Origin of the sequence: Salegentibacter sp. 24 (genome assembly GCF_004362395.1) — a bacterium.
Classification (GTDB): domain Bacteria; phylum Bacteroidota; class Bacteroidia; order Flavobacteriales; family Flavobacteriaceae; genus Salegentibacter.
Genome location: NZ_SNWE01000001.1, coordinates 12368 through 26040, shown reverse-complemented (window position 1 = coordinate 26040; position 13673 = coordinate 12368). Strand labels below are relative to the sequence as shown.

Genomic DNA, 13673 nt, shown 5'->3' with positions numbered 1-13673 from the left:
TTATAATTGGTTTTGAATAATGTTTTCCACCAAGCTATTTAAATAGACTTCAACATTATCGTATGCGGTACTTAAATCACGCCCGTTTGCATTGTTCCTTTCAGGGTCAAGTCCCATTTTCTCTTTCCAGGAATCAGGCATTCCATCACCCGAAGTATCAAGTGCTGGCTCTTTTGATAAAAGCTCTGGCCAACCTCCAACATCGGTTTGAGTGTCTATAATTCCTAAGCCGCTTCCGTTAGAAGCTTCATATGTATAGGTGCCGGTTTTTACTTCGTCTGCTATACGCTTATCAACTCCGTCCCGAACCAAAGATGCTCCTCCATAAGAAATCACTTTATCAAATGCTTTTTCCGGGAGATGAGATGTCACATTATCTTCGATATTGTGCGGTTCGAAAATGCGCATTTCTTTTTTCTCAGCATCGGAAACCTCACCATAACTATGGTGGAATTGATTATAAACACCATACTTCCAGTTATCCTGGTTAACCTGAGAGCTACCTTCTACATAATTACCATCGATATAAAACTTACCCCAAATATCATATATTTCAGTTCCTACATTTTTATTTTTATCAATTGAGATAATTCGATCTTTTTTAGTGGTTGCAGGGCCAGGTTTGTAATAATTATTTATGATATTCAGATTCATCGCCTCTGCTCCATAGGCGCTATTTCCCTGCCAGTTATATATCACATTATTCCTAAAATCTACTAAATCAGTTAAAGCAAATGCTTTTCCTGCCTCTTCCCCAAAACGAGGATTACGGCTATCGTGATGTGCCAGGAGATTGTGATGAAAGGATGCCTTTTTTCCTCCCCATATACCACCGTATCCATGGGCCCCTTTCTCATGAACAGAATTTCTCAAACTCTCGGTAATATAGGACCACTGAACAGTTGTATTCTCATTGGCATACATTGTTAAGGTTTCATCTGTAGCCCAACTAAATGAACAATGATCAATAATAATATTCTTATGAAATCGTGCTTCCAGGGCGTCACCTTGTTGTTGAGCCTCATCTCCCATTCTGAACCGCATAAAACGTAAAATCACATTATCGGCATCAATAATTACCGGGTAATTCTTTATTGTAATTCCATCTCCGGGAGCAGTTTGTCCTGCAATAGTAAGATCACCATTTCTAATTCTAAGAGTAGAACTTAAACTTAGATTGCCAGACACCTTAAAAAGTACATATCTAGCACCGGTGGTCTCCACGGCCTCCCTAAAACTTCCAGGACCAGAATCCATTAAATTGGTTACATAGAGAATTTTGCCTCCCCGCCCACCTGTGGTTTTATTCCCAAATCCTTCTGCTCCCGGAAAAGCAAAAGCCTCTTCCTCTATAGGTTCAGGTGTTTTATTTTTTTTTTCATCTTCGGTAGATGGGTCATTACTACCGCTGTCACAAGCAGCAAATACCAGAAGAAAAATCCCTAATAAATTAAAATGAATTCTATAGATCATTTATTAAAATTTAAGAGAGACCTTGATAGTTTCTCAATTAAAAAAATCAGGATAAGGGTGATCACCCCCACCCTGATCTTATTCAGCAATCCAAACTTATTAGCAAATTAAATTTCATCCCTCCATCTGGGGTCTCCAGCATTGGTGCGGCCACCAAAACTACTGTCTCTGAAATTGAAGTTATTATTCATTGGATCTACCCAAAGATCTTGCTGGGTGCCTGAATAATTTCCAACTGGGAATCCCGGTATTTCTGTCCCATCCCGAAATGAGAAATTAGTTGTACTCCAAACATTATCAATACTAAAAATTGTATTTTCAAGTCCATCACCTATTCCTTGTATACCATAACTTCCTTCTCCTGAAAGATCCCAAGAGTGGCCAAAAATGGAGTTTCTAATTGTAATTCCTTCAGTTACATTATTATTTCCCTCACCTCCTCTGTAACGGAAGAATCTACCTCCAGTTACAATAAAATTGGCGAAAGTGGAATTCTCAATAAGAATTGATTCAGAATTATTCCTGGATTGAATCCCGGTATCAATATGATTAAACGTACTGTTTACAAGCTCAATATTATTTACCCTTGCTGTTGGCGGATCCCCAGGGTCTGTATCTGTAGTAATAATACCATAGCCTCCAATGGTATCTACGATAGAATTACTAATCCGGTAGGTATCTAAAACTACAGACGTCCTGATTCTCATAATTCCTCTAAATGAAACAATCTTACAGTTTTCGAATAATAGTTCACCTATATAAACATTCTCTCTGTTTGGGTTGAATACATAGTCTCCTGAATAATCTTCTCCTCTTAGTTCAAGGTTAATAAATCTAATATGGTCTATATTGCTGTTATCATCTATATCCCAATTTCCGGTTGTATAAAGTTGCGCTTTCTTCTCGCCAAAACCATAAGCTGCCCGAATTGTTATAGACTTATTTAGGTTATTTTCGGGAAAATTATATTTCACTCCTTTTTTAACTAAAATTATAGCGCCATCGGGAGCTGTGTTAACCGCATTGGAAACTGCGTTGGGATCTTCATCATCTCTAATATCAATTACATTAGGATCAGATGGATCGACATCCTGAGGTAAGGTTGTATATCTAACCCATCCTCTTAGGACATCTTCACTATAAATGGCAATTTGATATTCGGTTTCTGGCTCAAGACCACCAACAATTACTTCAGCACTATCACGCTCTACCTGGGTTACTGGACGTTCCTCAAATAGTGGATCATTAAGTTGAAGGTCTGTCGCACTATAAACTTGAACTCCAGTAACAGGAGCTCCAGCGATTTCCCAAGTTACTCGCGCAGCTGTATCAATTACATCAAAAGATTCCGGAATATTTAAAATTGAAGGAAATCTTTGGGTTCTAACATTACCCAATTCGGCAATTTCACTATCATACTGAGGATCTTCAGCATGGGCTTTTGCACGAACTTGATAGATTGTGTTCCAAAGAAGCTCTTCTCCCACCAGGTCTTCATTTACTTCTATGTAACTAGTATCTGTTTCTATAGTGTAATCAACGGTTTGAAAAGTATCTCTACTAATCTCCACGGTATAATAGGAAGCATCTTTAAAACTCCCCATATTCACTATCACCGTATTACCTATGGATGTAAGACCATTTTCGTTTAATACTGGTCGAAATAGCCGTGTGCGCTCAAATACTTCTTCGTCTTTTTCGCAGGCGCTAAACATAAGCATCCCCAAGAAGATGAATAACAATGTTTGAATATGACTTTTATAAGCTTTCATAATTATGAGTTCTTAAGGTTATAATTAAAATCCGTAGCCATCATTTTGCAATACTCCACGGCTATTTTCTATAGCTACGTTCGGGATTGGAAAAATGTATCTAACTACCCCTGGTTGAGGTCCATTTATATAATTCTCCCAATCCTTCAGAATAAATTCCTGATATTGGGTTTCGTCACTGTGTAAACTTAGGACGAATGGCGCTTGCATCCAGGTGTCATCTGGTGGAGCAATAACATTTTCATCTCTGTTATAGATTATAAAATCACCATCCTCATCGGTTTTCCAATACATATAGATTGGTTCATCTGTGGTTCCATTAAAAGCGGCATCTGCCAGGTTTTTAAGTTCTTCTACGGTTTCCTGAACCTTCTCTGAATAGATACCCCAACGAATAAGTTCGTATTTCCTTATCATTTCACCACCAAATTCCCAAGCTCTTTCATCTACAATTGCCTCAAAAAAACTTTCTTTGGATGTTGAAACATTAGCCACATATTGGTCTACATTTTCAGGCCAGTCAACATCATCAAAAGCTCTTCTTCTTACTCTTTTGAGTGCTTCCTGTGCTTCAGCCGTAGGACCATTTATTTCATTTTCCGCTTCTGCGAACATCAGGATCACATCGGAATATCTCATCATAGGCCAGTTAATACCTGTTCCTTTTGCAGAAGATGATCCAGGTGGCGGATCTAATAAGGCACGGTTCCATTTGCCCTGTGCAATATTATAGGAGGGTTCAATAAATTCCTGCTGAAAATCTGTGTTAATTTGATATAAGCTTGTAGTAACCTCCCTGCGCTTATCTTCCTCGTCAAAAGAAAGATAATAACTTATAGGCATTTGCATATAATTCCCACCGGAACCATAATCGTGAGATGCCGTTGGTCCTCCTTCCACGGTAACTCCAATATTCCAACCAACATCTCCCTGACCCTGGCCAAATGGAACTTCAAAAAGAACATCACTATTTACAGGAGATTTACCATTATGTTGGTTCACAAAAATTTGTCTATAATCTACAGGTAACTGCCTGTCTTTGAGCTCCATTAATTTTCGGGTATATTCCCTGGCAATTTGATAATAATCAAGGTAATCTCCCTCTCGCTCCATTGTTAGTTCCGGAGTTAAAAAGTAACCTCCTCTTTGCAAAGAAAGCCTGGCAATCATTCCTAAAGTATATTCTCTATTTACCTGCTCGGCTCCATACGGTAATTGATCGGCCCACATCATATTGGCCTCTGCATCAATCATATCCTGAATAACACCTGTCAAAATAACATTTCTGTCAGTCTTAGGCTGATTAAGATCTGCCCCTGCTTTAGGAGCTACAGTAATGTAGGGAACATCTCCAAAATGGAAAATAAGCATACTATACCAATAGGCTCTAAGGGTGTAAGCTTCTCCTAAAAGATGATTAAAAGTTCTTCGTACATTTTCATCTGAAGCCTCCAGATTACCAGATTCTTGGATCCCCTCAATTGCGATATTGGCATCTCTAATGGCACGATAAGCATAGGTCCAGACTATATCAAGATCCCTATTGGTTGTTAATGCTTCTAAATTCCATATTTGATAACGATCTGCATTACTAGTCCAGCCAGATTGATGTTCAATATCCGTGTTTCCAGTCATATTGTTAGAAAGTCGAGATCTAAAAGCATCTTGATTAAAGTGAGAGTAAATAGCATTTACTGCATTTCGTGCATCATCAACATTAGAAAATATATATTCATTATTAAATGTTGAAATAGATCGCGGATCCATAAAATCCTCTTCGCAAGCTGCAAAAAGAGTCACAGCGATAATTGTTATGAATAATTTATTTTTCATCATTTGTTTATTTTATATTAAAAGGTAAGGTTCACACCTAATGTATACGTTCTACTTCTAGGATAAGATGAAAAATCCACTCCCGGAGTCAGTCCACTGTTTGAACTATTCACCTCTGGATCATAGCCCGAATAATTTGTCCAAACGAATAAATTTCTGCCTGCTGCATAAATTCTAAAATTGCTTAGCCCCACCTTAGAAATAAGGTCAGATGGCAAGGTATATCCGAAGGTCAGGTTATTTAACCTTAAAAAAGAACCATCTTCAATTGCCCAGGAATGCACCACTGCACCTGCAATCCCATGACTGGCATGTGACCAAATATCTTTATCTTGGTTCAAATCTGCTAATTGATCTAAATCGGTTACAACTTCACCCGGTGTACCTGTATACTGCCCATCTACATCAATATATGTATAACGATTATCAGAATTCATCGTGTTCAAAAGGTTTCCATATGTGACCCTTCTAAATTGATTAAACTGAATTTTTCCAGTATTATACACATCGTTTCCATACTGGAAATTAAAAAATATCGAGGCATCAAAACCTTTATACCTGGCATTAAACCCAAGTCCACCTTGAAAATCTGGTAAGGCATTCCCTATAACTTGCCTATCATTGGCATCTATAAGCCCATCATCATTCAAATCTTTAAGTTTCAAAAAACCTGGTCTAATATCTGGGTTGCCAACAACCTGGCCGGAATTTGGGACTCCATCATTTAAAATGTACTCTCCGCTTGCCTGGTCATAGCCAGCAAAGTCTTCTTCATCGTACATGCCGTCAGTAACATAACCATAGATATCACCTATAGTCCCGCCTACCCTTAGGTAATAATCATTTATGTTATTTAAATCTGTACTTGCCCATCCAGACTGAAAGAAACGTTCATCCGTTCCATCTAGTTCTTCAATTTCTGCAATATTCCTTCCTATGTTAAAACTAGTCGAAAACGTCAAATCTTCTTTATCCACTAAATAAGCATTAACACCTAATTCGATACCTTTATTTGAAGTACTACCTATATTATTCCATTGAGTATTGAATCCTGAAGTTGGAGGGATAGCTGATTGTAATAAAAGGTCTTTGGTGGTATTGTAATAAACATCTAGACTCCCTACAATACTTTCCTGTGCTAGAGCGAAATCAAGCCCTAAGTTTCTGTTTATTGTAGTTTCCCATTTTAAATTTGGGTTATACAGCACATCACTGCTCGGGCTGTAATAAACCTGCTCTCTTCCATTAAATCCAGGGCCTCTAAATGTTTCAGGGCTAAACAAAAACTGAGTCGCGGTAGAGCTAATACGATCATTTCCAGTTTGTCCGTAGCTTAAACGAAGCTTTAAATTGTTTACAAATTCACTATCTCGTAAAAACGGCTCTTCTGAAATTTTCCAACCTAATGCGAGTGCAGGAAACAAGCCCAATCTATTATCTTCTGAAAATTTACTTGACTGGTCTGCCCTAAAAGTAAGTGTTGCTAAATACTTATCTTGAAACTGATAGTCTAATCTTCCAAATACAGAAAGCCTATTGATTGGAGTGGAATTAGCAGTACTCAACCTATCAAATGTACCAAAGGACATGTTTGCAAAGAGTTCCTCTGGAGTAATGGACAACCTAAATTCCTCTGCTCTCATAAAAGTTTGCTCCCCCTCAGTAGAGTAAAGTTCTTGCCCTAAAAGGAAATCAATTCTATGATTTTCCCATTCATTATAAACAAAATTTAAAGTGTTTAACCATCTGTAAGAATTGGTGGTACTAATTGTTTTTTGACCTAATGGCATACTACTACCATTATTAAAAGATTCCCCTGTTAAAGGACCATAAAATCTTTTATCCTCATAGAAGTTTTTCTGAGTAGTAAAGGTACTTCTAAAGCGTAATTGCTCTATGATAGACCAATTTATTCCTGCATTTAAAACATATCTATTTTCATCTCTTTTTCGCCAATCCTGTTTTGCTAGTTCTAAAGGACTTATTAAACTTAAAAGAAAGGATTGAAAATCGTCATTTACATTGACTTGATTAAGATCAATTTCTAAATCATCGGCAATCCCATTTACTGGTCTTGCCTGAACTGCATCACCAATTTTAATCTGAGCATTGGTTGAAGTTCCAGCTCCATCAGTAACCATATTTGTTATCCTCGCAGATACATCTACATCTAGTTTATCTTCAATAAGTTGTTGATTCAATTTGAAGTTAATTGCAGTACGCTCAAAGGCAGAATTTATCATTAAACCCTCATCCTCATTATGGGTAATACTCAAATTCATCTTTGTCCTTTCGGAACCTCCTGATATTGTTAGGTTGTGGTACTGAGATAATCTCGCATCTCCAAAAAGCTTATCCTGCCAATCCGTTCCAGGCCTGTTTCTGTAAATATCAATATCGCCATATACCCCGAAGTATCGTTCAAAATTTTCAAGTGAAGTTTGAGATTGAAGTTTTGCATATTCATAATTCGCAAAAACATATTCATATGGAGATAATACATCATAGCTCCTATCTTCTGGAAAATTATTAAATTGAAAAAAATTGTTGTAGGATACGGTCGTTTTTCCAGCCTTAGGATCTTTCGTATTTATAACCACCACACCATTGGCTGCCTGGGCACCATAGATAGCGGTAGATGCTGCATCTTTTAGAACATTAATACTTTCAATATCGGTTGGCGGAATATCATTAATACCATCAACAATAAATCCATCAACAACATACAGTGGCTCGTTTGATTGTGTAATCGACCCTCCTCCTCTTATTCTGATACTAACCTGAGCACCTGGAGCTCCATCAGCTGTTGTTACATTAACCCCTGGGAGCCTTCCGCTTAATGCCTGAGCAACACTGGCCACTGGTATTTTGGATAGTTCTTCACTCCCAATACTTGCAACTGCCCCGGTCATATCTTCTTTTCTAACTTTTCCATACCCGTAATCAATTAAAGTAACAGCTTCTAATTGATCCATATCTGGTTCCATAACCACATTAATCTCCTCTCCTTCATTGGCCTGAACTTCCAAGGTCTTATAGCCTAAGTATGAAAAAACAAGCGTAGAGGGACTATCAATCAGTTCAATGGAGTATTCACCATCAAAGTTTGTGGTGGTACCATTTGATGTGTTTTTTTCAATTACATTAACGCCAAGCACAGGTTCCCCCGTTTCAGCATCTGTAATAGTTCCCGTCACTTGATTCTCCTGAGCATTTAATTGAGCACAGAAACAAATAAACACCCCTAAAAAGAATAATTGTTTTCTGGGTAGCCTCAGCAATTTTTGATGCATAACTGATCTTTTTGATTATTAATAGTTTTCATTATTGGTTAATTAGTTATTGCGAATTTTATAGGTGAAATTCTCTCAAACATCAAAATTCTATAACTATATCGATTTCGCATCAATTGATTTAATTAAGAGACTTTCGGCTCTTAACTAAATTAAAATTGTAATCGATTACACAAACGTAAACATTTAATTAACATTTCCAAAATATTTTTATATAAAAATTGATATTATTCCTATAAAGAGCTCTAAATGGGCGTGAATATTCAGTTTAGCAGCCTAAATTTTAATGTTATCACATATTAAAAGGGAATAATAGTTATTAATGTAATCGATACCATCATTATTATTAAACTATAATAATCTCATAAACAGGGAACTATTAATTTTTTTATTTAAGAAATATCTTGGGATAGATGGATGGAAGAATGTATGTAATCCAGTCCGGAATCCTTGTCAGTAGCCGGAAACAGGCTTGACACCAATAAGCATTACGGTACTTCTAAAAAATCAGGACTTTAAAATGGACCGTATTACCCGGAACCCAAAACGAAAAATAGTCTTTTTTCCTTTTCAAAAAGGTTGTAACCTAAGGCCAATTATAACTGGTTAAAATCCAAAAATCTTAGCAGCTTGGATATTCGGTTCTCAGAGGACGCGACTGAAGATTTTCGAGGAGCTAATAAAATACCATTGATTAGTTCTTATCTCTAATAATGGCTACATCAATAATGTTTCTTAAATATTTTGATTCTTAACCAGCCTGGCGCTCCAAGGCTAAATAATGGATGGTTTTATTATTTATTAAGGGGATAATACTGATTTCACACTTATATGGAGTTTGATCTTTTTTATAATTCACCACAATTTCAGTGAAAGGCTGCTCGCGGGACAGTTTATTTTTAATTCGGTTTAATACAATTCTGTCAGTTTCTTTACCCTGCAAAAAATGAGGGGTTCTATTTATGGCAAAACTACTGCTGTAACCAGTCATTTCGGTAAAACCAGCGCTTACCCATTGTATTTTAGCTTCCTGATTAGTTAAAACAAGAGCATCAAAAGTTTTATCTTTAAATACATCATCCCAATCATTTTTCCAGCCGAATTTATTTGCTAATTCTTTAAAGGAATTTATGGCATTTTGTTGTTTTAATATCGATAAATGCCGACCATAAAAATCATTATAAATATCCCAACTACGAAGTGGCATTAGTTTTATATCAGAAACAATAAGCTCGTGTTCGATTTCTAAAAACTCTTCTTTACTTAAAGACGAGAGATAGATATCAAGACATTGCATATTCATAAGATTCTTCTTCATAGCCATATGTTTTGTAAGAAAACGAACTCAGGTTTTCATATTTATTAATCAATTTTGAAATTCGATTAACAAACAAAATTACTTAAAATCCTATTCAACATCTTTTAAACCAACGTTAATGTTGTATCTTTTAAGAATAAACTTAGACACTTCTGGGAAAATCTATATAAGTCCTATTGCAAAAGTAAAATGTAATACCCCTAAATTCTTCCAAAAAATCATCTTTACCCAAGCATCATTCATCCGGAAAACTCCTTCATCAAGTCGTCGAATTGAGGAGTCCAAAAGCTTTTGCAATTTTATGAATAAGTTGTACTTTCGGTTTTTCTAATATTTTAGATATGTCCCAATTCTGGCTGTATTTTAGATTGGGTCTGGAACATGTTCTGGACTGGCAGGCTTACGACCATATTTTGTTTCTAATTGTTCTGGTAGCAGCCTACAGTTTTAGTAGCTGGAAACGAATTATCTGGCTTGTTAGCTTGTTTACCATCGGCCATACTTTAGCATTATTTCTATCGGTATATGGCATTGTAAAAGTAGATCCAGCCTGGGTAGAATTACTAATTCCTGTAACCATAATTCTTACTGCACTATACAATATAATTACTGTAAATAAAAAAGAACGCAATAAAAGTCATAATCCGCTTTATTTCACTACCATTTTTTTCGGCTTAATACACGGACTTGGTTTTTCAAATTACTTTAAAATGCTTGCTTCAAATTCCGACAGTAAGTTATTACCGCTTCTGGAATTTGCTTTAGGAATCGAAACTGCTCAGGTAATAGTCGTTCTTGCTGTCATTATTCTCGGGTTTATTGCACAAAATATCCTTTCGGTTTCAAGAAGAGATTGGGTATTAGTGACCTCAGCAATAGTTATTGGTATTATTTTACCAATTCTTCAGGAGAATTTTCTGGCTATTTAATAAATTAGCAAATTAAATTACAGGCGAAAAATCGCGCTTCAAAATGCCAGATATCAGTACTTTATGGATAAGAAAAAACAATTGAAATACGATAGGGCATATTTAAGAATTGCCCGGGAATGGAGTAAATTATCACACTGTAAAAGAAAGCAGGTTGGCGCAGTTATTGTAAAGAATAGAATGATAATTTCAGATGGCTATAATGGGACGCCTACTGGATTTGAGAATTATTGTGAAGATGATGAAGGATATACCAAATGGTATGTGTTACACGCAGAAGCCAACGCTATTTTAAAGGTTGCAGGTTCTACCCAGTCCTGCAATGGAGCTACCCTTTATATTACAATGTCACCCTGCAAGGAATGCAGTAAGTTAATCCATCAAGCAGGAATCACCAGATTGGTTTATCATATAGATTATAAAGATAATTCCGGATTGGAATTCCTGGAAAAAGCCGGCGTAAAACTGGAACAAATAAACGATCTAGAAGTTTGAATAAAAAACAAAAAATAATATTGCCTATTCTTCTCGCCACCGCATGTGCTATGGGGGTTTTACTTGGCGGATTATTGGATTTCTCTTCCTCTGATGCTTTATTTTCTTCCAACCCGAAAAAACAAAAACTCAACCGGCTTATCGACTATATAGAATATGAATATGTAGACGATGTTAACACTGATAGCATTGTAGACGTTACCGTAAATAGGATATTGGAAAATCTCGATCCTCATTCCGTCTATATTCCAAAAGAAGAATATGCTGGAGTAGTAGAAAATATGCAAGGTGATTTTGTGGGAATAGGGGTAAGCTTTTACAATGTAAACGATACAGTAGTTGTGATTCAAGCTTTGGAAGGGGGACCAAGTGAAAAAATAGGAATTCGAGGCGGAGATCGTATTCTATATGCAGATGGCACTCCTCTTTTTAATAAAGATATTAGCACAGACTCTTTAACAAAACACTTAAAAGGAGAAGAAGATTCACAGGTAACACTTAAAGTTAAAAGACAGGGAATTGAAGACCTGTTGACCTTTAATGTAAAGCGCGGTAGAGTTCCTCTAAAGAGTGTAGATGCTGCATATATGTTATCACCGGATTTGGGTTATATAAAAGTAAATAGATTTTCTGAAACGACTTTTCAGGAGTTTAAAAGCGCTTTAAAGAAACTCAAAAAAAAGGGGGCAAATGAAATTGCTTTGGATCTTCGTGACAATCCCGGAGGATATCTTTCAGAAGCTATAAAAATTGTAGATGAATTTCTGGAAGATGAAAAGTTAATCCTATTTACAAAAAATAAAAGCGGTGCAGTTGATAAAACTTATTCCAAACGAAAAGGGCTTTTAGAAAAAGGAGATCTTTATGTATTGATTAACGAAAATTCTGCTTCAGCAAGTGAAGTTGTTGCTGGGGCGCTACAGGATAATGATCGCGGCACCATTGTAGGACGCAGATCATACGGAAAAGGTCTTGTGCAGCGCGAAATGGCTTTGGGGGATGGTAGCGCCGTCAGATTAACCATTGCCCGCTATTATACACCAACTGGTCGGTCCATTCAAAAACCTTATGATAATGGAAACGAAAGTTATTTTAAGGACTATATGCGACGTTATAAAAATGGAGAGCTAATTAGCGTAGATAGTATTAACGTAAATGATTCACTTAGGTACGAAACCCCAGAGGGTAATGTGGTATATGGTGGCGGTGGAATTATACCCGATGTCTTTATCCCACTGGATACCGATAGTGAAAGAAATAAAATTAAATTACTATTACACGGTGGGTATATGAGTCGGTTTATTTTTAATGTTCTTGAAGAAAATCGTACTTTTTATAATAATATTAAGCGCAAGAATTTTGAAAGTAAAGTAAAAATCACAGACGAGATGGCTGGAGATTTTATAAAGTTTTTAGGTAAAGGAAATTACAGGCTTAATTTAAATAAACAGAATCCACTTCTAAAACAGTACCTGAAAGCAGTAATTGCACAACAATTATATGGCACTACTGCTTTTGAGAAATTGATCAATGAAAATGACCCTGCAATCGAAAAAGTGCTTGAATTATCGAAAAAAAATGAATAGATTGCAGTCGTGACTGGTTTTAATGAAAATCTTATAATCTTTTGTACGGTTTCGCCGTTATTTTTCTTCATAGTAGCTGTAAGTTTCAGGCTGCTGGACAATAGTGCCCTACTCTTCCTTCAAAAAGAAATACTCGTTACTTCCTCTAATGTCTCCGTAGCAAGCATTAAAAAACAGATAAAAAATACCGAAGATCAAGAGTTTCGAAAAAAATTAAGGCTTGCTCTTTTATATCGAAGAGCGCATCGCACTTGTTTAATTTTAATGGTTTCTTCGATTCCATTAATGATAACAGGTTACTATATGTTATAAAAGTTTATCGTGAACTTTTGTGTGAGCTCCTTTCCACAAACTAAGAATATCTGTTGCTACACTAGCACCGCTACCACAGGCTATAGAAAATTGACTTCGCCAGCCTGCAAGACTTCCCGCCACATATAAGCCTGGTTTTATACGATGATCTTCATTTTCTAACTGAATGCGCTCTTTGGAAGCTTTGGCCTTTTTATGAGGAATAACTTTATCTTCAAATCCTTTTATTCTGAAAGGACTGGTATAACCAGTAGCCATCACAACAATTTCAGTTTTGTAAATATTCTTGTTGGTGACTACCTGAAAACCCTTTTGTAATTGAATAACTTCCCTAACCTTTTCTTTATCAATTTGTCGGACTTGGGGATATCTTTCTTTTAAATGTAGCGCTCCTTCTTTAAGAATTTGTTGACCTGAAGTTCCAGGTTCAACTCCTAATACATTATTCAATAACGCGGAATTTAAGTGTGAAGTTTTTTGATGAATAATTATTCCTATATTTTTATTGGAGACTACCTTATTCTCAAGAGCAGATCCTAAAATAAGTCCGCAAGACATTCCTGCTGCACCACCACCAATAATAAGCACGTCAAAATTCATCCTAGGAATTGTGCTTTTCTGCAATCGTTCGTGATGTTAATAAAATTCCCATTAGGATTATA

General features: G+C 36.3%; 9 protein-coding genes. 3 read left to right on the top strand and 6 right to left on the bottom strand.

Translation table 11 applies throughout. From position 1 onward, the window contains the following. The 5 genes from DET49_RS00105 to DET49_RS00085 form a co-directional block, all read right to left on the bottom strand. The gene (locus tag DET49_RS00105) at positions 1–1473 is read right to left on the bottom strand and encodes a polysaccharide lyase family 1 protein (protein ID WP_133546117.1); all 1473 of its coding nucleotides are present in this window, start codon (positions 1471–1473) and stop codon (positions 1–3) included. Positions 1474–1580: 107 nt separating this feature from the next. Beyond that, entirely contained in the window at positions 1581–3245 is a 1665-nt protein-coding gene (locus DET49_RS00100; RefSeq protein ID WP_133546116.1) for a DUF5123 domain-containing protein, read from the bottom strand. Between the two features lie 24 nt (positions 3246–3269). Beyond that, on the bottom strand, positions 3270–5081 hold the full coding sequence (locus tag DET49_RS00095; protein WP_166636515.1) for a RagB/SusD family nutrient uptake outer membrane protein: 1812 nt from the start codon (positions 5079–5081) through the stop codon (positions 3270–3272). Between the two features lie 14 nt (positions 5082–5095). Beyond that, positions 5096–8371, bottom strand: coding sequence for a SusC/RagA family TonB-linked outer membrane protein (locus DET49_RS00090; protein ID WP_133546115.1), 3276 nt, complete (start codon positions 8369–8371; stop codon positions 5096–5098). 751 nt (positions 8372–9122) lie between these two features. After that, positions 9123–9689 carry a PAS domain-containing protein gene (locus DET49_RS00085; protein ID WP_133546114.1) on the bottom strand — a complete coding sequence of 189 codons (567 nt, stop codon included), beginning with the start codon at positions 9687–9689 and terminating at the stop codon, positions 9123–9125. A gap of 341 nt (positions 9690–10030) precedes the next feature. Between DET49_RS00085 and DET49_RS00080 the strand changes: the two genes are divergently transcribed. From DET49_RS00080 to DET49_RS00070, 3 genes are all read left to right on the top strand, one after another. Further along, positions 10031–10618 (top strand): HupE/UreJ family protein, encoded by a 588-nt coding sequence (locus DET49_RS00080; protein WP_133546113.1) that lies wholly within the window; start codon positions 10031–10033, stop codon positions 10616–10618. A gap of 63 nt (positions 10619–10681) precedes the next feature. Next, the gene (locus DET49_RS00075; RefSeq protein ID WP_133546112.1) at positions 10682–11113 is read left to right on the top strand and encodes a deoxycytidylate deaminase; all 432 of its coding nucleotides are present in this window, start codon (positions 10682–10684) and stop codon (positions 11111–11113) included. Continuing rightward, entirely contained in the window at positions 11110–12699 is a 1590-nt protein-coding gene (locus DET49_RS00070) for a S41 family peptidase (RefSeq protein ID WP_133546111.1), read from the top strand. Before DET49_RS00075 ends, DET49_RS00070 begins: the two co-directional genes overlap by 4 nt. Before the next feature lie 306 nt (positions 12700–13005). Here the strand turns inward: DET49_RS00070 and DET49_RS00060 are convergent, their stop codons facing one another. Beyond that, complete coding sequence (locus DET49_RS00060; protein ID WP_133546109.1) at positions 13006–13611, bottom strand: FAD-dependent oxidoreductase; 606 nt, start codon at positions 13609–13611, stop codon at positions 13006–13008. Between the last annotated feature and the right edge of the window lie 62 nt (positions 13612–13673).

Bases quoted from the DNA above. Each gene is read 5' to 3' on its own strand.
- DET49_RS00105 (WP_133546117.1), bottom strand. From the start codon at position 1,473: ATGATCTATAGAATTCATTTTAATTTATTAGGGATTTTTCTTCTGGTA.
- DET49_RS00100 (WP_133546116.1), bottom strand. From the start codon at position 3,245: ATGAAAGCTTATAAAAGTCATATTCAAACATTGTTATTCATCTTCTTG.
- DET49_RS00095 (WP_166636515.1), bottom strand. From the start codon at position 5,081: ATGATGAAAAATAAATTATTCATAACAATTATCGCTGTGACTCTTTTT.
- DET49_RS00090 (WP_133546115.1), bottom strand. From the start codon at position 8,371: ATGCATCAAAAATTGCTGAGGCTACCCAGAAAACAATTATTCTTTTTA.
- DET49_RS00085 (WP_133546114.1), bottom strand. From the start codon at position 9,689: ATGAAGAAGAATCTTATGAATATGCAATGTCTTGATATCTATCTCTCG.
- DET49_RS00080 (WP_133546113.1), top strand. From the start codon at position 10,031: ATGTCCCAATTCTGGCTGTATTTTAGATTGGGTCTGGAACATGTTCTG.
- DET49_RS00075 (WP_133546112.1), top strand. From the start codon at position 10,682: ATGGATAAGAAAAAACAATTGAAATACGATAGGGCATATTTAAGAATT.
- DET49_RS00060 (WP_133546109.1), bottom strand. From the start codon at position 13,611: ATGAATTTTGACGTGCTTATTATTGGTGGTGGTGCAGCAGGAATGTCT.